18 protein-coding genes are annotated in these 25,902 nt (G+C 40.4%); 13 read left to right on the top strand and 5 right to left on the bottom strand.

Translation table 11 applies throughout. The annotated features are described in order from the left end of the window. From BUA96_RS01465 to BUA96_RS01435, 7 genes are all read left to right on the top strand, one after another. Entirely contained in the window at nt 1–2,367 is a 2,367-nt protein-coding gene (locus tag BUA96_RS01465) for a glycoside hydrolase family 127 protein (protein WP_072979595.1), read from the top strand. Nucleotides 2,368–2,390: 23 nt separating this feature from the next. After that, entirely contained in the window at nt 2,391–4,385 is a 1,995-nt protein-coding gene (locus BUA96_RS01460; protein ID WP_072979593.1) for an alpha-L-arabinofuranosidase C-terminal domain-containing protein, read from the top strand. Between the two features lie 92 nt (nt 4,386–4,477). Continuing rightward, on the top strand, nt 4,478–6,175 hold the full coding sequence (locus BUA96_RS01455) for a ribulokinase (RefSeq protein WP_072979591.1): 1,698 nt from the start codon (nt 4,478–4,480) through the stop codon (nt 6,173–6,175). Beyond that, nucleotides 6,168–6,866, top strand: a complete 699-nt coding sequence (locus BUA96_RS01450; RefSeq protein WP_072979589.1) for an L-ribulose-5-phosphate 4-epimerase — start codon at nt 6,168–6,170, stop codon at nt 6,864–6,866. Before BUA96_RS01455 ends, BUA96_RS01450 begins: the two co-directional genes overlap by 8 nt. Nucleotides 6,867–6,897: 31 nt before the next feature. Further along, entirely contained in the window at nt 6,898–8,547 is a 1,650-nt protein-coding gene (locus BUA96_RS01445) for a solute:sodium symporter family transporter (RefSeq protein WP_072979587.1), read from the top strand. Nucleotides 8,548–8,582: 35 nt separating this feature from the next. After that, nucleotides 8,583–10,094, top strand: a complete 1,512-nt coding sequence (araA, locus tag BUA96_RS01440; protein WP_072979586.1) for an L-arabinose isomerase — start codon at nt 8,583–8,585, stop codon at nt 10,092–10,094. An 18-nt stretch (nt 10,095–10,112) separates the two neighbouring features. Continuing rightward, entirely contained in the window at nt 10,113–11,297 is a 1,185-nt protein-coding gene (locus tag BUA96_RS01435) for an aldose epimerase family protein (RefSeq protein ID WP_072979585.1), read from the top strand. A gap of 66 nt (nt 11,298–11,363) precedes the next feature. Here the strand turns inward: BUA96_RS01435 and BUA96_RS01430 are convergent, their stop codons facing one another. From BUA96_RS01430 to BUA96_RS01415, 4 genes are all read right to left on the bottom strand, one after another. After that, on the bottom strand, nt 11,364–11,939 hold the full coding sequence (locus BUA96_RS01430; protein WP_072979584.1) for a YdeI/OmpD-associated family protein: 576 nt from the start codon (nt 11,937–11,939) through the stop codon (nt 11,364–11,366). Between the two features lie 2 nt (nt 11,940–11,941). After that, complete coding sequence (locus BUA96_RS01425; RefSeq protein WP_072979582.1) at nt 11,942–13,567, bottom strand: M1 family metallopeptidase; 1,626 nt, start codon at nt 13,565–13,567, stop codon at nt 11,942–11,944. A 50-nt stretch (nt 13,568–13,617) separates the two neighbouring features. Then, nucleotides 13,618–14,967, bottom strand: a complete 1,350-nt coding sequence (locus BUA96_RS01420; protein WP_072979580.1) for a M28 family peptidase — start codon at nt 14,965–14,967, stop codon at nt 13,618–13,620. Between the two features lie 127 nt (nt 14,968–15,094). After that, on the bottom strand, nt 15,095–17,299 hold the full coding sequence (locus tag BUA96_RS01415; RefSeq protein WP_072979578.1) for a bifunctional alpha,alpha-trehalose-phosphate synthase (UDP-forming)/trehalose-phosphatase: 2,205 nt from the start codon (nt 17,297–17,299) through the stop codon (nt 15,095–15,097). Between the two features lie 106 nt (nt 17,300–17,405). Here BUA96_RS01415 and BUA96_RS01410 point away from each other — a divergent pair, with 106 nt between their 5' ends. The 3 genes from BUA96_RS01410 to BUA96_RS01400 all read left to right on the top strand — a co-directional run bounded on the left by BUA96_RS01410 (nt 17,406) and on the right by BUA96_RS01400 (nt 19,930). After that, nucleotides 17,406–19,217 (top strand): glycoside hydrolase family 15 protein, encoded by a 1,812-nt coding sequence (locus BUA96_RS01410; RefSeq protein ID WP_072979576.1) that lies wholly within the window; start codon nt 17,406–17,408, stop codon nt 19,215–19,217. Between the two features lie 153 nt (nt 19,218–19,370). Next, a complete protein-coding gene (locus tag BUA96_RS01405) occupies nt 19,371–19,616 on the top strand; it encodes an AbrB/MazE/SpoVT family DNA-binding domain-containing protein (protein ID WP_072979574.1) in 246 nt (81 codons plus the stop codon). Next, on the top strand, nt 19,607–19,930 hold the full coding sequence (locus BUA96_RS01400) for a type II toxin-antitoxin system PemK/MazF family toxin (RefSeq protein WP_072979572.1): 324 nt from the start codon (nt 19,607–19,609) through the stop codon (nt 19,928–19,930). Before BUA96_RS01405 ends, BUA96_RS01400 begins: the two co-directional genes overlap by 10 nt. Before the next feature lie 71 nt (nt 19,931–20,001). Here the strand turns inward: BUA96_RS01400 and BUA96_RS01395 are convergent, their stop codons facing one another. Continuing rightward, a complete protein-coding gene (locus BUA96_RS01395) occupies nt 20,002–21,075 on the bottom strand; it encodes a hypothetical protein (protein ID WP_072979570.1) in 1,074 nt (357 codons plus the stop codon). 138 nt (nt 21,076–21,213) lie between these two features. Here BUA96_RS01395 and BUA96_RS01390 point away from each other — a divergent pair, with 138 nt between their 5' ends. From BUA96_RS01390 to BUA96_RS01380, 3 genes are all read left to right on the top strand, one after another. Beyond that, a complete protein-coding gene (locus tag BUA96_RS01390; RefSeq protein WP_072979568.1) occupies nt 21,214–22,113 on the top strand; it encodes an ABC transporter ATP-binding protein in 900 nt (299 codons plus the stop codon). Nucleotides 22,114–22,119: 6 nt separating this feature from the next. Beyond that, on the top strand, nt 22,120–22,950 hold the full coding sequence (locus BUA96_RS01385; protein WP_072979566.1) for an ABC transporter permease: 831 nt from the start codon (nt 22,120–22,122) through the stop codon (nt 22,948–22,950). Between the two features lie 129 nt (nt 22,951–23,079). After that, the gene (locus tag BUA96_RS01380; RefSeq protein WP_072979564.1) at nt 23,080–25,800 is read left to right on the top strand and encodes a T9SS type B sorting domain-containing protein; all 2,721 of its coding nucleotides are present in this window, start codon (nt 23,080–23,082) and stop codon (nt 25,798–25,800) included. The last annotated feature ends 102 nt before the right edge of the window (nt 25,801–25,902 follow it).

The following is a 25,902-nucleotide window of genomic DNA, read 5'->3' as shown; positions in this document are numbered from 1 at the left end:
ATGAAATACGTTGTTGTTAGTCTGTTTCTACTAAGTGCTTTTGCCAAAGCGCAGGAGAAGGTTTCGCTTTTTCCATTGAATGCGGTTTCGGTAGAATCCGGAGTTTTTAAAGAAGCAGCATTAACCGATTTTAACTATATACAAGCGCTTGATGCAGACCGCTTACTCGCTCCGTTTTTGCGCGAAGCTGGTCTTGAGCCTAAAGCGGATTCCTACACCAATTGGGAAAATACAGGACTCGACGGCCATACTGCTGGGCATTATATTTCGGCATTGTCGATGTATTATGCTTCTACCAGTGATCCAAAAGCCAAAGAGATGCTTGAATATGCGTTAGCCGAATTAGATCGCGTTCAAAAAGCAAATGGGAACGGTTACATTGGTGGCGTACCCGGAAGCGATGCGCTTTGGGCGGAAATTAAAGCAGGAAAGATCAACGCGGGAAGCTTCAGTCTAAATGATAAATGGGTGCCGCTGTATAACATCCATAAAACCTTTAATGGTTTAAAAGACGCGTGGATTCACGCAGAACTTCCGCAGGCAAAGCGTATGCTCATTGAGTTAACCGATTGGTTTCTGGACATTACAGCCGATCTAAGTGAGGCGCAAATTCAAGATATGCTGCGTTCAGAACACGGCGGACTCAACGAAGTTTTTGCTGAGGTTTACGCAATTACAAGCGATAAAAAATACCTAAAACTCGCTGAAGATTTTTCGCAGCACGCTTTGTTGAAACCACTAGCGGCAAATGAAGACATATTAACCGGAATGCATGCTAATACGCAAATTCCTAAGTTTATTGGTTTTGAGCGGATCAGTCAGTTGGAAGAGGCTAAAGATTACCACGATGCCGCATCTAATTTCTTCGATAATGTCACAACACGGCGTTCCATAAGCATTGGTGGGAATAGCGTGCGCGAGCATTTTAATCCCGTTGATGATTTTTCATCGGTGGTGAGCAGCGAGCAGGGACCAGAAAGTTGCAATACCTACAATATGCTCAAGTTGAGCAAACTCTTATTTGAAGATACTTCAGAAGAGCATTACATAGATTTTTACGAGCGCGGTTTGTACAATCACATTCTGTCTTCTCAAAACCCTGATGGCGGTTTTGTGTATTTTACGCCCATCCGTCCTGGTCATTATCGCGTGTATTCGCAGCCGGAAACCAGTTTTTGGTGTTGTGTGGGATCGGGGATGGAAAATCACACCAAGTACAACGAACTCATTTATGCCAAAAAAGAGGATAAACTTTATGTGAATTTGTTTATTCCTTCGGAAGTGAACTGGGAAGAGAAAAAAGCAACACTTACTCAAAAAACAAACTTTCCTGAAGAAGCAACTACTGAACTCATTTGGAATAGCAAAAAGAAAACTAAGGCAACTTTGATGTTGCGCTATCCACAATGGGTAAATGCCGGTGAACTGAAGGTTTATGTGAATGATAAACTAGAGAAAATAGATGCGACTCCGGGTTCTTATGTTTCCTTAGAACGCAAATGGAAAAATGGCGATCGCATTAAGATGGAATTGCCAATGCATTTAAGTTTAGAAGAATTGCCTGATGATTCAGGCTATGTTTCTGTGAAATACGGTCCAATTGTTTTGGCCGCAGTGACAGGTGATGCAAATCAAGATGGACTTTTTGCAGACGATAGTCGTGGTGGTCACATTGCAGACGGTCCATTTTTACCTTTAACCGAAGCACCGATGTTTCTTACTAAAGACGGTGAAAGTCTTTTAAATGAGATCAAACCGGTTGAAGGCGATCCGTTACACTTTAAAGCGCCAGATTTATTTTACCCTGAAACGTATTCAGATTTGGTGCTTCAGCCGTTTTATAAAATTCACGAGAAGCGCTATTCGATATACTTTAAAAAACAAACTCCTGAAGGTTTAGCTGAAGAGCAACGCAAGCTTGAAGAGAAGCAGAAAGCCGAAGCTTACTTACGAGAGATTACATTAGATTTTGTGGCTCCGGGAGAACAACAACCGGAATCTGATCACGGAATTTTATCAGAAAATTCAAACAGTGGCTTAAATCAAAACAAGCACTGGCGCGATGCTACAGGTTGGTTTAGCTACGATCTTAGAAATAAAGAAGCTAAGGCTAAAACTTTGCGCGTGACCTATTTTGGTAAAGACGCTGGTCGCAAGTTTAAGATAATGGTAAACGAGACAACAATTGCCGAACCACATTTCAAAGGAACTCGTGGGAATGACTTTTTTGAAGTTGATTATACGATTCCGCAAGAACTTGCCGCAACTAATGAAATTCTAACCGTGCGCTTTGAAGCTGAAAAAGGTTCAACCACAGCCGGAATTTACGGCGTACGCTTATTGAGCATACCCGCAACTAAAGAATAAAAACGCATAAACACACTTATATAATGATCACACAAACAATTAAAAAAGCAGGACTAGCCGCTGTACTAGCCGGAACTTTTCTGGCAGGCAATACTCTTTTTGCTCAAAAGGAATTAACGGTTGATATGAGCGAGACCATCGCACCCATTCAACCTACGATGTACGGAATTTTCTTTGAAGATATCAACTTTGCTGCAGATGGTGGTTTGTATGCAGAGATGATCAAGAACCGTTCGTTTGAATTTACGATCCCTATGATGGGCTGGTCACAGCCTAATAGCGACAGACATTCGTATAACAATGAATCTGGCTATGCATTACCTGTAAAATATTTTGAGGGAGAAGGTAATTTGAACTTCTTGCGCGTTCAGGTTAAGAATGCTGAAGGTTACGAATTGCACAATGAAGGCTTCCGAGGAATGGGAATCAAAGAAGGAGATACCTATCGCTTTACTTTTGATGCCAAACAAATGGAAGGTGCAGTTTCCGCAGTGAAGGCAGAACTTTTGGACGAGGAAGGAAATACCATCGCTGAAGCTTCAATTCCTGTTTCTGGTTCAGAATGGGCAAATTATAAAGCTGAAATCGTTCCGAGTAAGACCGTAATGAAAGGTTCTTTAAAGTTAACCTTTGAAGGTACCGGCGAATTAGGTCTTGATATGATTTCGCTCTTCCCAACAGATACGTGGAATGGTCGCGAGAATGGTTTACGTAAAGATCTAGTGCAATTATTATACGATCTAGATCCTGGATTTTTAAGATTTCCGGGAGGTTGTATTGTAGAAGGCCGCACGCTGGCACGCCGTTACCAATGGAAAAAAACTGTAGGTCCTGTTGACGAACGCCCTAGTTTAGTTAACCGTTGGAACACCGAGTTTGACCACCGTTTAACTCCAGATTATTATCAGTCGTTTGGGTTGGGCTTCTTTGAGTATTTTCAGTTGTCTGAAGATCTAGGTGCAGAGCCGCTTCCTATCTTAAGTTGTGGGATCGCGTGTCAATTCAATACCGGAGAATTAGTGCCAATGGACGAACTAGGACCTTACGTGCAAGACGCGCTGGATTTGATTGAGTTTGCTAACGGTTCAACAGACACTCCTTGGGGAAAAGTTCGTGCAGATATGGGGCATCCTGAGCCTTTCAATATGAAATATATTGGAGTAGGTAATGAGCAATGGGGACCAGAATACATCGAGCGTTACAAAGTATTTAATGAAGCTATTTCAGAAAAGTATCCTGAGATCATTATTGTTTCAGGAAGCGGACCATTTCCTGATGGAGACTATTTTGAATACGGAATGAAAGAGCTTAAGGAAATAGGAGCAGAGATCATTGATGAGCATTATTACAGAAGTCCGGAGTGGTTTAGAGAAAATGCAACCCGTTACGACAGCTACGACCGTAACGGTCCAAAAATTTTCGCGGGAGAATACGCAGCACAAAGTGTTGCTATTGCAAGTCCGGATAACAAAAACAACTGGGAGACTGCATTGTCTGAAGCTGCATTTATGACTGGTTTAGAGCGCAATGCTGAAGTGGTTCAACTTACTTCGTATGCACCGTTGATGGCACACGCTGAAGGTTGGCAGTGGACACCAGATATGATCTGGTTCAATAACTTAGAATCCTACGGTACACCGAATTATTACGTTCAAAAATTGTATTCAACCAATAAAGGGACCGATTTGATCTCAGTAACTCAAAATGGCGAAGACTTGGTTGGGCAAGACGAGCTATACGCTTCAGCAACTTTGGATTCAGAAGCTAAGGAAGTTGTGTTGAAAGTTGTGAATACTTCAAGCGATGCTCAGGAGGTAAAATTGAATTTTAAAGGAAAATCAATCAAGAATAAGGGAAAAGTGATCGTCTTGAAAGAAGAGAACCTTACGCAGGAAAATTCATTTGATGCGCAAGAGGCAATCAGTCCGTCAACCGAAGAGATTAAAGTAAAAGGTGATTCAGCAAGTTATGAAGTAGCTCCTTACTCATTAAATATCATAAGAATACCGGTAAAATAAATTGTCTTAAAAAAAATCTAAAAATATTAAGTGTGAAATATACATTTTTAAATAGATTATAGTAGATTTGTTAGGCAGTAAGATTTTAGTTTATGAAAGAATATGTAATTGGTCTTGACTATGGATCAGATTCTGTACGTGCAGTTCTCATTGATGCCGTTACAGGAACAGAGATAGAAGCAGAAGTAAGCTATTATAAACGCTGGAAACAGCGTTTATTCTGTGACGCTTCAGAAAATCGTTTTCGCCAGCATCCTTTAGATCTTTTAGAAGGTTTAGAAGCAACCATAAAAGCGGTAGTTTCAAGAAGTGGTGTTTCGGCTGAAGCTGTAAAAGGAATTTGTATTGATACGACCGGATCATCACCTATTCCGGTTACCAAAGAAGGAATTCCTTTGTCGCTCACCGAAGGTTTTGAAGAAAATCCTAATGCGATGATGGTACTCTGGAAAGATCATACCGCAATCGCTGAAGCGAACGAGATCAATCATCTCGCACGTACTTGGGGCGGTGAAGATTTTACAAAATATGAAGGAGGAATCTATTCTTCAGAATGGTTTTGGGCTAAGATTTTACACGTAGTGCGTGAAGACGAACCTGTGAAGCAAGCGGCATACTCCTGGATGGAGCATTGCGATTGGATCACTTTTGCGCTGCTTGAAAACGTAGCCTTAGAAGATTTTAAACGCAGTCGCTGTGCAGCCGGACACAAAGCTATGTGGCACGAGAGCTGGGGTGGCTTACCACCTGAAGAATTTTTAGAAAAACTAGACCCTTATCTGGCAGAATTAAGAGGCAGACTTTATACTGAAACTTTTACTTCTGATGAGGTTGCCGGTCACTTAAGCGCCGCTTGGGCTGAAAAATTAGGCCTTTCTACCGCAACTAAAATCGCAGTAGGAACTTTTGATGCACACGCTGGAGCTGTTGGAGCTAAAGTTGAAGAGCATACACTGGTGCGCGTAATGGGAACATCAACGTGTGATATAAGCATTTCGTCACCAGATGTCGTTCACGATAAAACCGTTCGCGGTATTTGTGGTCAGGTTGACGGCTCTGTAATACCGGGCGCTGTAGGGCTAGAAGCAGGACAATCTGCTTTTGGGGATTTGCTGGCTTGGTTTAAAGATGTATTGAGTTGGCCAATTGATAATCTTGTGCTTACTTCAGATATCCTTTCCGCAGAACAAAAGGAGCAACTAAAAGAAGAAATAGAATCTGATTTTATCAGAAAATTATCTGATGCAGCAGAAGCGATTCCGCATAATGAAGCGATTCCCGTTGCTCTAGATTGGATCAACGGAAGAAGAACTCCAGATGCAAATCAAGAGCTTGAGGCTGCGATCACCAACCTGAATATGGGAACGCGTGCTCCGCATATCTTTAAAGCCTTAGTAAATGCGATTTGCTTCGGTTCTAAAAAGATCTTAGACCGTTTTGATGAGGAAGGTATCGAGATCAAATCTGTTGTAGGTATTGGCGGTGTTGCCCGTAAATCTAAATTTATTATGCAATCATTGGCAAATACGCTCAATGTACCTATCAAAGTTGCTGCTTCAGATCAAGCTCCGGCTTTAGGAGCGGCTGTTTACGCTGCTGTTGCTGCAGGCATTTATCCTAATGTCATTGAAGCCAGTAAAACTTTAGGAAGTGATTATGAAGCAGAATACCTTCCGCAGGAAGAACACTTGGCAGAATATGCTGAGCTGATGCAGCGTTACGAAGTCTTAAGTGATTTTGTAGAGAAAAATATTACCAAATCGAAAAAGAACATCAAAGAACATGTATAAATCTTTAAAGGAAGAATGCTACGAAGCTAATATGGAGCTAGACGCTTTAGGTCTGGTTATTTACACTTTTGGTAACGTAAGCGCGGTAGATCGTAAAAATGGTGTCTTTGCCATTAAACCTAGTGGAGTACCCTACGAAACCTTAAAACCGGAAGATATTGTTATCGTTGATTATGATAACAACATTGTAGAAGGTGTCAAACGACCTTCTTCAGATACCAAAACACACGCCTATTTATACAAGCATTGGGAAGATGTGGGCGGTATTGCACACACGCACGCAACCTATTCGGTAGCTTGGGCTCAGGCACAGATGGACATTCCTATTTTTGGAACCACGCACGCAGATCATCTGACGGCAGATATCCCGTGTGCGCCGCCGATGCACGACGACCTTATTTCCGGGAATTATGAACACAACACCGGGATTCAGATTCTAGACTGTTTTAAAGACAAAGGTTTGGATTATAAAGAGGTTAATATGGTACTTTTGGGTAACCACGGTCCTTTTGCTTGGGGTGAAACTGCTGCAAAAGCAGTTTATAACAGCAAGGTTCTAGAAGAAGTTGCCCGTATGGCGCAATTGACACTTCAGATCAATCCTAATGCACCAAGACTTAAAGATTCGCTTATAAAAAAGCATTATGAGCGCAAGCACGGTAAGGATGCTTATTATGGGCAGGGCTGCTAATCGTTAAACTAATCAATTACAATTTCAAATTATGGGATTAATCACATTTGCCGCGTTTACCCTTCTGGTTGCGGTTATTTCTTATTTCGCTTCGCGTAAGACTGATGAAACAACTTCTGACGGATACTTTCTGGGGGGTCGTAGTCTTACCGGACCTGTGATCGCAGGTTCACTTTTATTAACCAACCTTTCTACCGAACAAATCATAGGTACAAACGGGGTAGGTTTTAGCGAAGGAATACTCATTGCAGCTTATGAAATCGTTGCCGCTGTGGCTATGGTATTTACGGCTTTTGTTTTGCTCCCAAAATATTTAAAAGGCGGAATTTCTACTATTCCTCAATTTTTAGAGAAACGCTACGGAAAACTTACGAAAACGATTGTGTCCATCCTGTTTTTGATGGCCTATGCGATCTCGATGCTTCCCACGGTATTGTATTCGGGAGCTTTGGCGATCAATACGATGTTTGATATTCCGGAGCGTATGGGACTTGATCCCGAAGCTGCGCTTTGGGTAACCGTTTGGGGAATTGGACTTATAGGATCTATTTATGCCATTTTTGGTGGATTAAAAGCTGTTGCGGTCTCTGACTCGATTAATGCTGTTGGTCTGATCGTAGGAGGTTTATTAATTCCTGTTTTCGGTTTGATGGCTGTAGGTAACGGAAGCGTTTTTGAAGGGTTGAATGTAGTAACTACTAATCTTCCTGAAAAGTTTGAAATCCTAGGCGGACCTAATTCGTCTGTGCCGTGGACTACTTTATTCACAGGTATGCTTATCGTGAACTTCTACTATTGGGGAACCAATCAAGCGATCATTCAGCGTGCACTTGGAGCAAAAAATTTAGCCGAAGGGCAAAAAGGTTTATGCCTTGCAGCTATTGTAAAGATATTAGGTCCTATTATTGTTGTACTGCCTGGAGTAATTGCTTTTGAATATTTCAACGGAAACCTTGACAATGCAGATGAAGCGTACCCGATGCTTGTAAAAGCAGTACTACCAACCGCGTTTGTAGGATTCTTTGCAGCTGTATTGTTTGGTGCGATCTTGAGTTCGTTTAACTCCGCCCTAAACAGTTCTGTAACCTTATTCGGTCTGGACTTGTATAAACAGTATTTCAACAATAATGCTTCAGAAAAACAAGTGGTACGCGCAGGAAAAACCTTCGGTATCTTTTTAGCCATTTTTTCTATGGCGTTGGCACCCTTACTTTACGGAGTAGAAGGTGGTATTTTCAACTACCTTCAAGAATTAAATGGTTCGTTTAGTGTACCTATTCTTGCGATCATTTTGGTTGGGTATTTCTCCAAACGTGTTTCAGGAAAAGCTGCCAATATCGCAATTGTTTTTGCAGTAGTAACGTATCTGGTCACGCTTTACGTTGTAAAACCTATTATCGCCGGCAATGCAGTAGCGGCCGCAGAACTCTCTGGGGTAACTGATGCGTCAGAACTAGCAATGGTGGCTAAAGACGCGTTCCCAAGTTTCTTACATATTATGGGAATCATCTTTGTGTTGGTTCTTATCATCTTGTTTACCGTGAGTAAATTCTTTCCACGTCAAACAGATTATCTTGAAGAATACACCCGCCAGGTTGATATTACCCCTTGGAAATACTTAAAACCGGCAGGCGTTGTGATTTGCATCGCAGTGGTAAGTATTTACGTTTATTTCTCCTAATCAATATTTAAATAAAGCACATTATATTAGAAATTATGAATTATAACATTGATCATCTTGAGGTTTGGTTTGTAACCGGAAGTCAACATTTATATGGAGCGGAAGCTTTAAAACAAGTAGCAGATCACTCTAAGAAAATTTCAGAAGGACTTAACGACGCTGCGGCTGTACCTGTTAAGATCGTTTATAAAGATCTGGTTACTACACCAACCGAAATCACTGATTTATGTCTTGAGGCCAATAGTAACAAAAATTGCATCGGTTTAATTTTATGGATGCATACATTTTCACCGGCGAAAATGTGGATTAAAGGATTGAATATTCTTCAAAAGCCTGTCTGCCATTTACACACACAATTTAATGCAGAAATCCCTTGGGGCGAGATTGATATGGATTTTATGAATCTTAATCAATCTGCCCACGGTGATCGTGAATTTGGTTTTATGATGTCGCGTATGCGTAAAAAACGCAAGGTTGTTGTAGGCCACTGGCAAGATGCTCGAGTGCAAAAGAAATTAGGCGTATTTACACGCGTAGCTTTAGGATGGAATGAATTCCAAAACCTTAAAGTAGCCCGTATTGGCGATAATATGCGCGAGGTTGCAGTAACTGAAGGAGATAAGGTAGAAGCACAAATGCGTTTTGGGTTTACCGTAAACGGATTTGATTCTTCAGACATTGTGGCGAAGATCAATGAGATTAAGCAAGAAGATCTTGATGCGTTATTAAAAACCTATGAAACCGAATATGAACTGCACGATTCTATTAAAGAAGGGGGTGAGAAGCGCCAGTCTTTAGTTGATGCAGCAAAAATTGAATTAGGCTTAAGAGCCTTTTTAGAAGAAGGTGGTTTTGGAGCGTTTACAGATACGTTTGAAAATCTTGGTGAATTGAAACAATTACCGGGAATCGCTACGCAGCGCCTTATGGCAGATGGTTACGGTTTTGGTGGAGAAGGAGACTGGAAAACAGCAGCCTTGACGCGTGCGATGAAAGTGATGGCTATTGGTCTTGAAGGCGGAACTTCGTTCATGGAAGATTACACCTACCACTTCACACCACAAGGTTCTTATGTGCTAGGTTCACATATGTTGGAGATTTGTCCATCTATCGCAGATGCTAAACCAAAATGTGAAGTACATCCATTAGGAATTGGCGGTAAAGAGGATCCGGCGCGTTTGGTGTTCAATTCACCGGCAGGACCTGCGATTAATGCTTCATTAGTTGATATGGGTAACCGTTTTCGTCTAATCGTAAACGAAGTTGAAGCCGTTAAGCCGGAAGCAGATCTTCCGCATTTACCGGTAGCGCGTGTACTTTGGGATTGTAAACCAAATCTTGACATCGCCGCAACAAGCTGGATTCACGCAGGAGGCGCCCACCATACCGTGTATAGCCAGGCGGTAACAACTGAATTTATGGAAGATTTTGCCGATATCGCAGGCATCGAATTACTTGTGATCGACGATCAAACCCGAGTGCGTGATTTTAAGGATACGATAAATGCTAACGAAGCTTATTATCATATCTTTCAGCATCGTATGTAAGTTTTAAATAATCGAATTATGAAATTAAATAGAAATCTTTTACTTGTTCCTGTTGTATTAGGAATGGCGCTTTCGATGGTAAATTGTAAAAATGAGCCGAAGAAAGAAGAAACCGCCGTGGTGGCAGAAATGCCAGAAGCAAGCATTACCAAGTCAGACTTTGGTATGACGCCAGATAGCATTGCTGTTGAAAAATACAGCCTTGTTAACGCCAATGGAATGGAAGTGGATATCATCACGTACGGTGGTATTATTACCAGCTTAAAGGCACCTAGCCAAGACAGCACGTTTCAAGATGTAGTACTCGGTTATGATACTTTAGAGGAATATACTACGACCGGAAATCCAACTTTTTTTGGAGCTTTGATCGGGCGCTATGGGAACCGTATTGCTAAAGGAAAATTTTCTATTGATGGTGAAGAATATCAATTACCAACTAACGACGGACCAAACAGTCTGCACGGTGGAAAAGGTTTTGATAAAGTAGTCTGGACCGCTGAGGAAATTGAAGACGGCGATAACGTAGGCTTGAAGTTGACTTATACCAGTCCTGATGGGGATCAAGGCTATCCGGGGAATTTAGAAACTACTGTTGTTTATACACTTCAGGCGGACAATACGCTTAAAGTAGATTATGAGGCAACTACAGATAAGGCAACGGTTGTAAATCTTACTCAGCACTCGTATTTCAACTTATCTGGGGATTTTGATAATACCATTTTAGATACCGAAGTAATGTTGAATGCAGATCATTATTTACCGGTTGATGAAACTTTGATTCCAACAGGGGAGTTGCGTGCTGTTGAAGGTACACCTTTTGATTTCCGTGAAGCGAAAGCGATTGGTGCAGAAATTGAAGCTGAAAACGATCAACTTAAAAAAGGGCAGGGTTATGATCATTGCTGGGTTTTAAATGATGAAAGCGGAGCGATGCATTTAGCCGCTACAGCTTATGATCCACGAAGTGGAAGATTCTTAGAAGTGATGACCACAGAGCCTGCGATTCAGTTTTATACCGGAAATTTCTTAGACGGGACTTTACCGCAAAAAGGAGGCGAAGGTACTTATGCTTTAAGAAGTGGTTTCTGTTTAGAAACACAGCATTACCCAGATTCACCTAACCAGTCTGAATTTCCATCTACTGTTTTAAAACCGGGAGAAACGTATAGCACAACTACAAGCTTTAAGTTTTCAGTAAAATAAAAATGCGCTAAGCATTTGTGTTTAGATGAAAAAGCCCAATGTTATTTACATTGGGCTTTTTGTGGTTTACAAGCGTTGCTTCAAATTTTGTTCGCAGAGCGTAATAATTTGTTCAATACGTTTCTGCCGTGTCGCTTCTCTCTTAGCTTGATTGAGCCAATACAAATAGCTTTTGCGATAGCCCCGGGCAAAATTTTCGTAGTTCTCAAAAGCTTTAGGAATGTTATTAAATGCCTCTTGAAGATCTTCCGGGATGATTCCGTTTTCTACATCGTCTAAAGCCGTCCACGAACCGTTTTCTTTTGCAATTTCAATAGATTTATGACCACTTTTGTGCATTAGACCATCTTGAACTAATTGTTCAATATAGGCTTTGTTTACGGCGCTCCAAACGCTTTTGGCATTTCGCTTACAGAAGTACTGCTTACGCCTGTCTTCATCAATTTTTCTTACGGTGCTGTCGATCCAGCCGTAACAGATTGCGACTTGAACCGCTTCTTCCCAGCGCATACTGGGTTGTTGAGAGGTCACCTTGTAGAACACAAGATCGACTCCGGTATCACTTTCATGATTTTCATGCAGCCAGGCGCGCCATTCTTCGGCATTTTTAAAATAGAGTAGTGGACGCTTGGGTTTGGTCATTACTAGTTGATCTCTTCAAATTCGATATAGAAATTACGATCAATATTAAAATCGGTGATCGGCGCATCAAAGGACTTGGTTTTCCATGCTGCTGAAGGATAAATCCATTCTTTCTGTTCATTTACGTGAATTTGAATTGGCATATCAAAACCTTCCACAATATCCGCATAGCGGAATTTTAACGTATTCCCATCAATAGAATATTCTAACTCCGGAATCATCGTTGTACGTAAATATTGCTCCCAGAATTCCGTTAGATCAATCCCGCTTTGTTCGCTAATATAGTTTTCAATCTGAGCGGTGGTAACGGTTTGATGATAAAATTCTTTATTTAATCCGCGTAGAATCGTACGCCACTTTTCATCATCCTCAACGAGTTGTCTCAGGGTGTGCAGAACATTAGCCCCTTTATAATACATATCACCGCTTCCCTCGTGATCTACCCCATAGGTGCCTATAATAGGGCGATCGTTACGGATAGCGCTTCGGGTTCCTATAACATAATCTGCTGAAGCTTCTTTTCCGAAGAAATAATCCAAATATAGATTTTCAGAATATGCCGTAAAGCCTTCGTGTACCCACATATCTGCAACATCTTTATTGGTGATGTTGTTGGCGAACCACTCGTGACCACTTTCATGAATGATAATAAAATCAAATTTTAAACCCCATCCAGTACCCGAAAGATCACGGCCTAAATAGCCGTTTTCATATTTGTTTCCGTACGTCACATTACTTTGATGTTCCATTCCTAAATAAGGCACTTCAACCAATTTGTACCCATCTTCATAAAACGGATACGGTCCAAACCAATGCTCAAAAGCTTCGAGCATCATTGGTACCTGCTTAAACTGTTCTTGAGCTTTGTCAAGATTTTCTTTAAGTACATAAAAGTTTAGATCAAGCGGACCTTTTTCACCTTTATAAGTCTCTGAAAAATGCGCATAATCAGCAATGTCAGCACTTATGCCATAACTATTGATAGGATTTTCAACACTCCAATGAAACCTATTCTTATCAGTAGTTGAAGAAGAATCAACCAATGTACCGTTTCCTACAGCAGTCAAGCCCTTAGGAACTGTAATGTATAAGTCTAAACTTTCAACCTCATCATAAGGAATATCTTTATTAGGCCACCAGATGGAAGAGCCAATACCCTGATTAGCATTAGCTGCAAAGGCTTTACCCTTGGCGTCTTTTTGCCAGGTCCAGCCACCGTCCCAAGGAAGGCGTGCTCCTTCTACCGGTTTGCCTTCAAAAGCTATGGTAATTTTATTAGAAGCTTCTTTTTTCTGTTTTTTCTGTAGTGAAATAAAATAGGCTGCGCCATCTTTTTTGATCGCTAATTTCTTGTCATTTTGAGTAGCGCTCAAAATTTTCATCGGTTCTTGCAAGTCAATTTGCAAGGTTTGATAGGGCTCTAGTACTTTATAGGTGATGGTATTTGAACCAGAAATGAACTTATTGTCAGGATCAACAGTCACTTTTAAACTATAATGGCTGACATCCCACCACGCCCGTTCTGGCGTAATACTTCCTTTTAGGGTGTCTTCATGTGTGAATTGGTGCTCTTGAGCAAATGCAGTCAGGCAAAAGAAGCCTAAAAGCATTGAAAATAGTTTATGCATTTTGAGTATTTAAAAACTGTAATTCAAATGTTGTTCCAAAAAAAGAAAAATTAGCGCATAATAGCATTAGGAAAAACCACGACACTTTCGTGACCGTTAGCACCTACAGCAGCAACACCAAAGAATGAATTGTCAATTACAATTCCGTCTAAAGTGATTTCTGAAACATCACCCACATAGCGGCTGTGATCCCAAGTAGGAGAGGTAGTGTCACGCCAATAGATTTTATAACCAAAAGCTCCGTCTACTTTGCTCCATTTGAGTTTTACATCTGCTTCTACAATACCACCAATCTCAACAGTTTCAGGAGCTGGTGGTGCCCAAGCTAAGCTAGCTAAGTTGATCGCATTTACAGCGGTAAGTTTTGCTGCATACGGGAAATTAACGTGTTCTACTACATCCCCGTAAGCGATACCACCTTCCGTGCGAATATCTTGATGCTGCTGGGTGTAATTTTCATGTGCTTCCATTATGCGAATTCCGGCGAAGCCCAGATCATTAAAAGGTCTGTGGTGTCCGCCGCGACCAAAACGATCTAAACGATAGATCATCATCGGGTTCATTTCCGGCATATAATCTTTTACATTTTTATGTACATAGCGGGCCAGTTGGCGCGAATTTCCGTCAACTTCTCCACCATAAAATCTTCGGGCCCTGCGTTGATTTTCGGTTTCATTTGCAGGAACCGGTTCAGAAAAAATTCTAAAATCGCGATTGCTGATCACACCGTCTACCCCTTTGATATTTCCTATCATATCATTGTTTAGAATCCCGATGATGTCCCAGCCTTGTGCGGTTGCATAATCTGCAAGTCCTTTACCACCAAATAAGCCTTGCTCTTCACCAGACAGACCAACATAAATGATGCTGTTTTCAAATTTGTATTTAGACAAAACGCGCGCAGCTTCCATAGTGCCCGCCATTCCGCTTGCATTGTCGTTTGCACCCGGAGCATCAGTTGTAAAATCGGTTGCATCGCTCCCGCGAGAATCTATATCACCACTCATAATGATAAACCGATTAGGATATTTTGTTCCTCGTTGAATTGCCACAACATTCACCACATAGGTTTGTTTTGGAATACGGCTGCCCATACTTGGAGTTACCAGATCTTTCTGATAAAAAACTTCAAGGCAGTCACCACAATTTTCAGATGTTTTTTCAAAATCAGCTTTTATAAAGCGGCGTGCCGCGCCAATGCCACGGGTGTCGCTAAGGGTATCGCTAAAGGTATTTCGAGTTCCAAAGCCGGCGAGCGTGCGTACATCTTTTTCAATTCGATCTGCAGAAACCGCATCGATGATGCTGTAAATACGTAAATCTGTTTCTGAAGGCACATTGTTTTGGGCAAATAAAGCTGTGAAACAGCAAAGAAAAGCGAGGGTAAAAGGATACTTCATATTGTTATTTAGGGTTAAAAAAAGTACGAGCAGTATTAGAAAAAATACTGCTCGTGATAAATTTATGCTAATTTATTGGCATCACCAAAGGCTGAAATACCACCTATGCCTGCCTTGAGTTAGTTTACTAGGATGCAGCAAACTTTTTAAGCAAGTCTCGTACACGGTCGGTATCGTCTACATAATATTTTGCTGCTGTTTTTTGAAGTCCCACTTTGATCGTAAATGCATCGTCAGGAAGGTCGTGAAACATGTATTCATCAGTCCAATCATCACCTATCGCAAATTTAAACGTGTAGTCTTTACCGAAAATATGCTTGGTCACCGCTTTCCCTTTATGAATGGTACTGTCTTTAATTTCCAATACTTTATTTCCGTCAAGAACTCCAAGTTCGTTATTCGCCGAAAGTTCTTTCAATACGGTTGAAAGTTCACTGGCGCGTTTTTCGCCTAAGTCGGGATCGGCATTGCGGTAATGCCAAGCCAATGAATAATTTTTCTCCTCGATAAATGTACCTGCGGTGCGGTCAACATATTTTTCAAGAATAGGACGCACCGTTTCCATCCAATCATTTTTAAGATTTTCTGTTACTGCCCATTCTCCGCCCACAGGACGTTTCCAAACGCCGTGTTCTGCGATGAGCGTGATAGGCACATCTTGCCACCAAGTCCCTAGTGTATGGCGATCGCGACCGCTAATGATCACCACCTCAGTATTTTCTTGACTGTGAATTGTTTTTGTTAACTCGAGTAGTTCTTCATCAGGGCTTGCATCTTCCGGGTTGTTTACAAAACCTCTTAAAGTCCCGTCATAGTCTAAAAACAAAATACGTTTTTGTGAAGCTTTATAAGCGTTGAACATTTCTTCTTCTTGATCTTGACGCATACGTATTGCTTTTACAATATCAGATTTATGAGCGGTGTCTTCTAATGAATGCATAAAATCGTGCGCCCACTTCTCCACATTATAGCGCTTTAAACGTTTTTGAAGAAATTTGTTGCGCTTGATCTGTTCTGCTTCGGGCATTTCCATCGCCTGTTTTAGTGCATCGGCGATCTCTTCAAAGTTATTCGGATTAATGATCAGTGCTTCGCTCATTTCTTGCGCAGCACCGGCCATTTCACTAAGAATAAGTACTCCCGTTTTATCTGTTCTGGTAGCGACATATTCTTTGGCAACGAGATTCATTCCATCTCTAATCGGTGTCAGCAGTGCGACGTCACAAGTAGTATATAAATCGATTAGATTTTCAAAAGGCATTGAACGGTAGAAATACCAGATGGGCGTCCAGCTTACGGTTGCAAATTTTCCGTTAATTCGTCCTACGAGTTCGTCTACTTCTTTTTTCAACAACTGATACTGCGGAACATTAGAACGCGAGGGTACAGCCAGCATCACCAAGCGTACCTTTTCTTTAAACTCCGGATACTTTTCTAAGAAGTATTCATAAGCGCGAATACGATTGGCGATCCCTTTACTATAATCTAAACGGTCTATAGATAGGATCATTTTTGCATCGGGAGTCGAATCAATATGTAAATCTAAGCGACGCTGAAGCTCTGACTGATTTTTAGCAGCATCGTGCTTGGCAGCGGCTTCAGAAAATTTTTCATAGTCAATTCCCATAGGGTAGGAGTTCACCGTGACAATGCGATCTTTTAAGGTAATCTCGTTAAAACTTACTTCTTGTCGCAGAATACGCGAAACCGAACTTAAAAAGTGACGCTGATAATCATAAGTATGAAAACCAATAAGGTCTGAACCAAGCAGACCTTTTAAAATTTCTACTCTCCACGGAAGCGTTCTAAAAACCTCATAAGAAGGAAACGGAATGTGTAAAAAGAATCCAATCTGCACATCGGGGCGCTCTTTTTTGATCAGCTCGGGCAAGAGCATCAATTGATAATCGTGCACCCATACGGTGTCGCCTTCCTCGATGTTCTCTAGAACTACATTTGCATATTTTTTATTAACCTCAACATAGGTTTGATAGCTTTCCTTCTCAAACTCGGTATATTCCATAAAGTAATGGAATAACGGCCAAATTGTACGGTTAGAAAAGCCATAGTAGAAACCATTAATGTCTTTTTCGGTAAGTGAGACAGGTACACACTGCTCTTTTTTTGCGGCAGCGACAACCTCATCTACCAGTTCTTCTGGCGTTTCTTCTTCGGTCAGGCCGGTCCAACCGATCCAGACACCGTTACTGTCTCTATGTACAGATTTCATTCCGGTTGCTAATCCACCTACGCTTGGCGTCGCTTTGATGGTATAATTGTCAATTTGTAATTGTAAAGGCAGTCGATTTGAAATAATGATAGTTTTACTCATAAAAACAGGTAATCGGAGGGTTAGATTTTTTGTGATTGCTTAAATTTCGGAAAATCGTAGCGGTTAGGCTATACGTTTAATAGAACTTTAGAATTTTTATTCTCTTATGGACAATTTGAATTATGGAATTATTGGCAACTGCAAGAGTGCAGCACTTATCTCAGACAAAGGCTCTTTAGATTGGTGTTGTCTGCCCATTTTTGATTCACCTTCGGTTTTTGCTAAACTTTTAGATGAAGAAAAAGGAGGTTCACAGAGTTTTGAGGTCAGTGACGCTTACACCATTACCCAGCAATATATGTGGCAAACCAATATCTTACGCACGATGTACGATAATGGTACCGATGCTTTTGAGGTGTTTGATTTTATGCCCAGGTATGAAAAGCGAAGCGGCTCTTTTTACGCCCCACCTGACATAATTCGATTTATACGATTAGTTAAGGGTGCGCCTAAATTTGTGTGTAATTACGATCCCAAACTAGAATATGCCAGTACCGAAACTATCACTGTAAATAAAGGGGAATACATAGAAAGTTATACTAATGAAGGGAAATACGATTCCCTTTATTTGTATACCAATCTAGAAAAGGAAGCTATCCTCACTAAGAAAGAAATAACCCTGGACGGCAATGCTTTTCTCTTGATGTCTTATCATGAAAAACTGATGGAGCAAACGCTAGACCGTGCATATTTGAAGTTTCAGCGTACTAAAGTATACTGGATGAACTGGAGTGAAGCGACCACAAAATATCCTTTATATCAAAACGAAATTATGCGTAGCGCGCTTACCTTAAAGGCGCTTACGTTTGAGAAATCTGGAGCCGTTCTCGCTGCTGCAACTACTTCATTACCCGAAACTATAGGCGAAGTCCGCAACTGGGATTATCGTTTTTGTTGGGTGCGTGATGCTTCAATGGTGATTCGGGTGATCTCTAATTTAGGACATACTAAATATGCACAGAATTTTCTTCAGTTTATCATAGATACGCTTCCTGATAAAGATGAGAAAATGCAAATTATGTATGGTATCAATGGAGAAAAGGAACTCACAGAGCATACGCTAGATCATCTTTCAGGCTATAAAAATTCGGCACCGGTACGCATTGGTAATGCAGCTTACGTTCAAAAGCAAAATGATATCTACGGAATTCTGATGGAAGTGATCTATCAGCAATTTATTCAGTTTGAAACGACACTTGAAAATAGCGAAGAGCTGTGGACGGTGGTTCTCGGAATTGTGAAAATCGTTAAGCGCCATTGGCAAGAACCCGATAAAGGAATTTGGGAATTGCGCACCGAAGATCGTCACTTTACGTTCTCAAAATTACTGTGCTGGGTGGCAGTAGATCGCGCCATTAAAATTGCTGAAGTCTTAAACCGAAGACGCCATCTTGAAGATTGGGATGTGTTGCGTAAGGAAATTCACGACGAAATTCACGACAACGCCTGGAATGAAGATATGCAGGCCTACACGCAGTATTACGGTTCAAAAGATATGGATGCTTCGACACTCCTAATGGAGCAATATGGCTTTATTGATGCTAAAGATCCTCGTTTTGTATCTACCGTAGAAGCCACCGAACGCGAACTTTGTAAAGATGGTTTGATGTATCGTTATAAAAATGAAGATGACTTCGGTGAACCGAGCTCGTCGTTTACCATTTGCACATTCTGGTTTATTGATAGTTTATATAAGGTAGGGCAGAAGCAAAAAGCGATAAAGTACTTTGATCAGTTGTTGTCGTATAGCAACCATTTGGGCTTGTTCAGTGAGGATATTGATTTTAAAACGAAACGTTTACTAGGGAATTTCCCTCAAGCGTATTCACACTTGGCTTTGATAGAAACAGCCACCAATTTTGCAAAATACGGTCAGGAGGATGAAGAAGAAACACAGTTTAAACCTATTTTGTATTAAAAAAGATTCAGCGTTTAAAATAGAAAAGCGGCTTCAAAGCCGCTTTTATTATCAATAGATCTGCTAAAAGTTAAATGCTAAGTGGATAACTATTAGGGTATTAATTTTGAAGTATTTATCGAATGTAGTTACTTTGTAATAACTTTTAAAATTATGGAAACATCAATAATCAAAATTGGAAATTCAAAGGGACTTCGTTTAAGTAAGACCATTTTAGAAAAATACGGTATTAAGGATAAGGTTGAACTTATACTTGAAAAAGGACAGATAATTCTTAAACCGATCAAAACACCGAGAAAGGATTGGGAAAAAGAATTTAAAAAAATGAGTGAGAACGGAGATGACAAATTATTAATGAATGATGTATTTGATGACGAAAACCTAGAGGAATGGAGTTAAATCAATACTCAATTGTTCTTGTAAACCTAGATCCAACGATAGGGAGTGAAATAAAAAAGACAAGACCTTGTGTTATCGTTTCACCTAATGAAATGAATAAATACTTGAATACCATCGTGCTTGCACCTATGACCACAAATTTAAAAAGGTACCCCACCAGAGTTGCGGTAAAACATAATGGTAAAAATGGAATGATTGCCATTGATCAAATCCGAACTGTTGATAAAGCTAGAATTATTAGAGTTTTTGAAAATCTAACAAAAGCTGAAATCAAAAAATGTAAAGAAGTACTTAGAGAAACCTTTGTAGATTAAAAAAGAAATTACGCAAAAAGTACTTTTATACTTCAACGTAGAACCAAGCGACTATTGTAACTGACGTCGATTTACTGTCTCGCCTCCATAATACGCTTCATACTTACATCTTCGTAGTTTCGTTTAACAAAAGCTAAAGCCGTTTTTACGATTTGTCCCATAGACTTGGCTCGTTTAAATTTCATATCCATTGTGTAGTCGTACAACTGACTACGTAACTCTTTCAGATTTTCTTCGGTAGAAATGTTATCGTGCGTCATACATTTTAAAAGTCGGCGTAGTCTGTTTTTTGAAGTGATAATTCTCTTAGCGAGAACCGCACGTTCTTCCTCGCGATATTGCTCAATAGATTTATCGCGTAGCCGGTTAGAAACTAACTCAACCATTCTGAAGTTTTCCTTAAAAATGTGCGGCTTGTAGACTTTAAAATTTCCTTCGTAAGCTTGCTGGTCAAAATCTATAGCGCGTATTTTATATTTAATATGATCAAAGTCGTGGGTTGGGATCACGACATAATTATACGAGCGCATATCTCCCAATAACAAGATCATACAACGTTCATTAAACTTTACAAATTCTTTAGCCAACTGCGCTTTACCCACATCATCACATTCTTCGAGATAATCAGAAATAAAAACATCTCCGGGAATACCCACGATATGTTCTTCGATTAAGGTGTCTTTATAGACCAAAAAGTTAATACGGTTAGGCGATAAAATATGCTCGAGGTCCAAGCCATAAATACGACTTGCATCAGCTTTTTTTACGTAGAAATACGTATAGTTATCATTAAAAATATTATTGACCTTTATACGGAAAGGCTTCGAGTTTCCAAACGTACAATAGTCAATAGCCGTCACACTTAAAAAAGGAAGCACATTCTCGTTTCCGTCAGAATGTAAAATCGCATACACGCGTTTTAAGCTTTCTTCAATTTCTTTACGTTCGTGTTCCGGGTAGTAGACACTGATCCATAAAGTGTCTTTGTCATTTTTATCATAAATATTTATTCCGCCGGAAAACCGCAAAAGATCATCATAAAAAACAGGTATTTGCGTCAAACGATTGTATTTGTTCAAATACTCTTCTAAGCGTTCTCCAATGGGATACGTAGGCTTTTTACGAGACATTAATTTATCTTCCATAGCAGGTAATTTTGATGAATTTGATAAAGAAAATCTACTGATTTTCTAATGTGATTCTGATGTAAAGGTACTAATGCGATGTAACAAAACATAAGCTAAACCGTCTTGTTAGGGAACGTTAATTCTAAAAATACGCTTTTGGAAACAATTCTTACACTAAATAATCTCACCAAACATTACGGAAAGGTTAAAGCGGTAAACGACCTGAGTTTTACTATTGAAAAAGGCAATGTTTACGGCATTTTAGGCCCTAACGGAAGTGGGAAATCTACAACCTTAGGAATGGTCCTCAATGTGGTTAATGCAACTTCGGGAAACTTTAAATGGTTTGACGGAACTGACACCACCCACAATGCGCTTAAAAAAGTAGGAGCGATCATCGAGCGTCCTAATTTTTACCCGTATATGACCGCTGCTCAAAATTTGGAGTTGGTTTGTACCATTAAAGATGTTGACCCAAGTAAGATTGAAGAAAAGCTAGAGATCGTTCACCTTCTGGATCGTAAGGACAGTAAATTCAGTACATTTTCTTTGGGGATGAAGCAGCGTTTGGCCATTGCTTCAGCGCTTTTAAATGATCCTGAGATTTTAATTTTAGACGAACCTACAAACGGTTTAGATCCTCAGGGAATTCACCAAATACGAGAGATCATAAAGAACATCGCTAGTGGTGGTACTACGATTTTGCTCGCTTCACATTTACTGGATGAGGTTGAGAAAGTGTGTTCGCATGTAGTGATCATTAGAAAGGGAGTGAAACTGTATGCAGGGCCGGTAGATGAGTTGAACGCAAGTCACGGCTTTTTTGAATTACGTTGTGAACGGCAAACTGAGCTTATTCAAGTTCTAGAACGTCACCAAGATTTTGCTTCAGTAAAAGAAGAAAACGGACTCGTAACCGCATTTTTGAAAAATCCGCTTACAGCCGAAGAACTCAATACGCTTCTTTTTACTCAAGGCATTGTGCTTTCCCATTTGGTGAAGCGCAAAGAAAGTCTTGAAGAACAATTTTTACAACTTACTGCCAACCTTAACTAAGATTTTATGCTACGATTACTCACTATAGAATTTTATAAATTAAAACACAGTCGCTCTTCAAAAGTACTGAGCATCGCCTATTTTGTGATCTTATCATTTATTGCGCTTATCGCTTCGATAGAATTTAATCTGGGCGATTTTCAGATTCGTATTGCAGATCAGGGAATTTTTAATTTCCCGTTTATTTGGCATTTTAATACTTGGGTTGCGGCTACGCTTAAGTTTTTCCTGGCGATCGTGATCGTCTCGATGATTTCTAATGAATATAGCAACAGAACGCTCAAGCAAAATTTAATTGATGGCTTGAGCAAGAAAGAATTTATGCTGTCTAAATTTTATACGGTGATCGCGTTTGCTGCTTTATCTACACTGTTCATTTTTGTGATGACATTGATCTTGGGCTACTCGTTTTCTGATTATACTGAATTTAGCATCGTTACCCGAGAGATGGAATTTCTTCTTGCATACTTCTTCAAGCTGGTAGGGTTCTTCTCTTTCTGTCTTTTTTTAGGTGTTTTAGTGAAACGTTCGGCGTTCGCGTTAGGTTTTTTATTTGTGTGGTGGATCTTCGAAAATATCTCTTACGGAATTTTGCGTTGGCAAATAAATGCTGAAACAGCAGATGCAATCGTGCAATTCTTTCCGCTGGAAGCGATGAAAAACCTGATCAATTTACCTTTTCAGCGTTTGAATTTTATTGAGACTGCCGCAAATCAATTACAGGCAGATATTCAAATAGATTACGCGGTGCATTGGTATGAAGTTGGTATAGTTTCGGTATGGATTTTCTTGTTTATCTACGGCGCCTATAGATTATTGATGAAACGTGACCTTTAGAAATCGAAGCGTTCCTCAAGAGCATTTTCAGCTTAAACCGAAAAAATATAAGATATATCGATAGTTCTTCGGTAAGCATTTTTAATACATTAAATTGTGCTCCTATTTAATTAATCAGGAATTTAGTTAATGCGCCAACTTATACTTTTTGGACTTATAGGACTGCTACTGGGGAGTGTTGCCCGATCTCAAGGACAAGCGAATAACTGGTATTTTGGCGGCGGTGCAGGTTTAAATTTTAGTTCCGGGACACCAAGAGCATTAACCGATGGCAGCTTGTATACCTTAGAAGGCTGTGCATCTATTTCTGATGATGACGGAAACTTATTGTTTTATACCGATGGATCAACCGTTTATGGTAGCGATCACAGTATTTTACAAAACGGGACCGGTCTTTTTGGCAATTCTTCAAGCACACAATCAGCACTTATAATACCGCAACCCGATACGCCTGGGATCTATTACATTTTTACCGTAGATGCCGTAACACGCGTAGGAGAGGTGCATCAAGGAGTTAATTATTCTATAGTCGATTTTACTTCAAATCCTGATGGAATAGTTAGAGATAAAAATACCCGACTTCTAAATTATGCTGCTGAAAAATTAAGTGCCGTGATTAAAAGCTGTGATGATAATAGTGTGTGGCTAGTTACCTTATCATCGGCATCGGGTACGCAAACCACAGTTAATACGTTTTATGCTTACCAGCTAAGTTCGGCCGGGTTAAACACAACTGCGGTGCGTTCTAATGCCGGTTTTAACTCCAATGATCCCAGAGGAAATTTGAAGTTTTCTCCAGATGGGACCAAGCTTGCGATTGCTAACGCTGCAGATGGTTTGTATTTAGCCGAATTTGACTCAGAAAGTGGTCAAGTATTCAATACACAACGCCTAACGATTAACGGAAGTAATTTTGCAGCCTATGGCGTTGAATTTTCACCCAATAATCAATATTTATATTCAGCAAGTTCAAACAATGCTGATACTGAACTGGGAGCGGGAAATCATTTTTCCTCTTTAATTCAGTATGATCTAGAAGCTGCTGACATCAGTGGCAGTCAAGTGTCTTTAAATGAAAGCGGATATTTTAGAGGAAGTTTGCAACTTGCGCCTAACGGTAAAATTTATAGAGCGCTGAGCGCATCCTACACCGAAGGACTGAACTATTTAGGAGCTATTGAAAATCCCAATGCGGCGGGGCTTGCGGCAAGTTATAATGATCGAGCAGTGAATTTAGGTAGTGGTATCAGTTATCAGGGATTGCCGCCTTTTAATCAATCATTGTTTAATGAATTAGACATCATTCAAAATGACCTAAGCTCAACAGAATTATCGCTTTGCGATGGTGATAATTACGTTTTGGGGTATGATCCGGTTTCAGGAGCATCGTATTCTTGGTATCGCGATGACGTGCTGATTCCAGGGGCCACAAGCAATCAGCTGTCTATACGACAGCCGGTCGCAGCAAGCTTACCGTATACAGAAACTTATGAATTTCGTTTAGACCCTAATGACGGTAGTTGTGAAAAAGTAGGGGTGGCAGAAGTTACGTACTATGCGTATCCGCCAACAGTTTCTAGGATTTCATTGATACAATGCGAAGATGCTGCTACCGCAGATGGTTTAAGTATATTTAACCTTACCGAAGTTGAAAGCACGCTTACCGGTGGCGATACCACTTTTGAAGTAGCTTACTACCAGACGATTGCAGATGCGAACACTAGCAGCAATCCGATTGATCCCGTAGGTTATGAGAATACCACGCCCGTTGAAACCGTCTATGCACGGATCACCAATCCGGCTGGTTGTTCAATCATCAATACAATTGACTTACAAGTTAGTAGTACTACCGCAAACACTGCACTTCTTGAGGGTTGTGATTTAAATGATACCGGCTTTGCCGAGTTTGATCTTTCTCAGGCAGATGCTCAAGTTTTAGGCGGACTAACCGGCAGTTATGATGTTCATTATTATCCCACAGAAGAAGCAGCTTTGCTTGAAGATTCAGCTTTAGAGCTTCCGCAGTTATATACCAATCAAACAGCATATAATGAGACTGTTTTTGCTCGCGTGGAGAACAATAATGCGTGTTTTGCGATTAGCACAGTAGAGTTGAACCTAATACCTCGACCTGATTTCTCACTAGCTGCTGAAGCGATCTATTGTGCCGCTTCTTTTCCGGAAATTCAAACCTATAGTCCCGATTATACTAATCTCGATGCATCTCGAACATATAGCTACGAGTGGTTCCCGGAAGGACAAACCACACCTTATCTTGAAACTAATTTACCGGGAAGTCATACAATACGTGTGACAGATGTAAATACCGGCTGCTACAGAGAGGCAACCATAACCATTATTGAAGAAGAAATACCGATCATAGAAAATATCGAGGTGACTGATGCAACCGAAAACAACACGGCTACGATCACCCTTTCGGGGAATGGCGCATATGAAGTTGCTTTAGATGACGAAATAGGCCCGTATCAAGACGATCTATATTTCGACGGTCTTGCGCCGGGATTTCATATCCTGTATGTGCGCTCTAAAAATGGATGTACTGCAATAGCGCAGGAATTTAGCATCATTGGCTTTTCAAAATATTTTACGCCCAACGGTGATGGATATCACGACTTCTGGCAAGTGCAGGGAATTAGCGCAATGGTTCAGCCCGGTACTGTAATTCGTATTTTTAACAGATACGGAAAATTGCTTAAAGAATTGAATCCGCTAGGACAAGGTTGGGATGGCACATTTAGTGGTACTAACTTACCTGCAGATGATTACTGGTTCAGTGTACTACTCGAAGACGGGCGCCTGTTCAAATCACATTTTACGCTTAAACGCTAAAGCTAATTTTAGGGGGATTCTAAGAATTACAAGCTTTACTCTGACTTTCAAATAGTTTAATTTTACAGGATTACTTTTTCCTAAAATCGTGCATTCAAGCAC

It is taken from the genome of Leeuwenhoekiella palythoae (assembly GCF_900130045.1).
GTDB classification, from domain to species: domain Bacteria; phylum Bacteroidota; class Bacteroidia; order Flavobacteriales; family Flavobacteriaceae; genus Leeuwenhoekiella; species Leeuwenhoekiella palythoae.
Note: the sequence above shows the minus strand (reverse complement) of the source record. Positions and strands in the feature narration are given on the sequence as shown.

What these genes read in the sequence shown, in the direction of transcription:
- BUA96_RS01425 (WP_072979582.1), bottom strand. Translation starts at nt 13,567, where the DNA reads ATGCATAAACTATTTTCAATGCTTTTAGGCTTCTTTTGCCTGACTGCA.
- BUA96_RS01455 (WP_072979591.1), top strand. Translation starts at nt 4,478, where the DNA reads ATGAAAGAATATGTAATTGGTCTTGACTATGGATCAGATTCTGTACGT.
- BUA96_RS01410 (WP_072979576.1), top strand. Translation starts at nt 17,406, where the DNA reads ATGGACAATTTGAATTATGGAATTATTGGCAACTGCAAGAGTGCAGCA.
- BUA96_RS01415 (WP_072979578.1), bottom strand. Translation starts at nt 17,299, where the DNA reads ATGAGTAAAACTATCATTATTTCAAATCGACTGCCTTTACAATTACAA.
- BUA96_RS01385 (WP_072979566.1), top strand. Translation starts at nt 22,120, where the DNA reads ATGCTACGATTACTCACTATAGAATTTTATAAATTAAAACACAGTCGC.
- BUA96_RS01395 (WP_072979570.1), bottom strand. Translation starts at nt 21,075, where the DNA reads ATGGAAGATAAATTAATGTCTCGTAAAAAGCCTACGTATCCCATTGGA.
- BUA96_RS01405 (WP_072979574.1), top strand. Translation starts at nt 19,371, where the DNA reads ATGGAAACATCAATAATCAAAATTGGAAATTCAAAGGGACTTCGTTTA.
- BUA96_RS01465 (WP_072979595.1), top strand. Translation starts at nt 1, where the DNA reads ATGAAATACGTTGTTGTTAGTCTGTTTCTACTAAGTGCTTTTGCCAAA.
- BUA96_RS01445 (WP_072979587.1), top strand. Translation starts at nt 6,898, where the DNA reads ATGGGATTAATCACATTTGCCGCGTTTACCCTTCTGGTTGCGGTTATT.
- BUA96_RS01435 (WP_072979585.1), top strand. Translation starts at nt 10,113, where the DNA reads ATGAAATTAAATAGAAATCTTTTACTTGTTCCTGTTGTATTAGGAATG.
- araA (WP_072979586.1), top strand. Translation starts at nt 8,583, where the DNA reads ATGAATTATAACATTGATCATCTTGAGGTTTGGTTTGTAACCGGAAGT.
- BUA96_RS01430 (WP_072979584.1), bottom strand. Translation starts at nt 11,939, where the DNA reads ATGACCAAACCCAAGCGTCCACTACTCTATTTTAAAAATGCCGAAGAA.
- BUA96_RS01380 (WP_072979564.1), top strand. Translation starts at nt 23,080, where the DNA reads ATGCGCCAACTTATACTTTTTGGACTTATAGGACTGCTACTGGGGAGT.
- BUA96_RS01400 (WP_072979572.1), top strand. Translation starts at nt 19,607, where the DNA reads ATGGAGTTAAATCAATACTCAATTGTTCTTGTAAACCTAGATCCAACG.
- BUA96_RS01460 (WP_072979593.1), top strand. Translation starts at nt 2,391, where the DNA reads ATGATCACACAAACAATTAAAAAAGCAGGACTAGCCGCTGTACTAGCC.
- BUA96_RS01450 (WP_072979589.1), top strand. Translation starts at nt 6,168, where the DNA reads ATGTATAAATCTTTAAAGGAAGAATGCTACGAAGCTAATATGGAGCTA.
- BUA96_RS01420 (WP_072979580.1), bottom strand. Translation starts at nt 14,967, where the DNA reads ATGAAGTATCCTTTTACCCTCGCTTTTCTTTGCTGTTTCACAGCTTTA.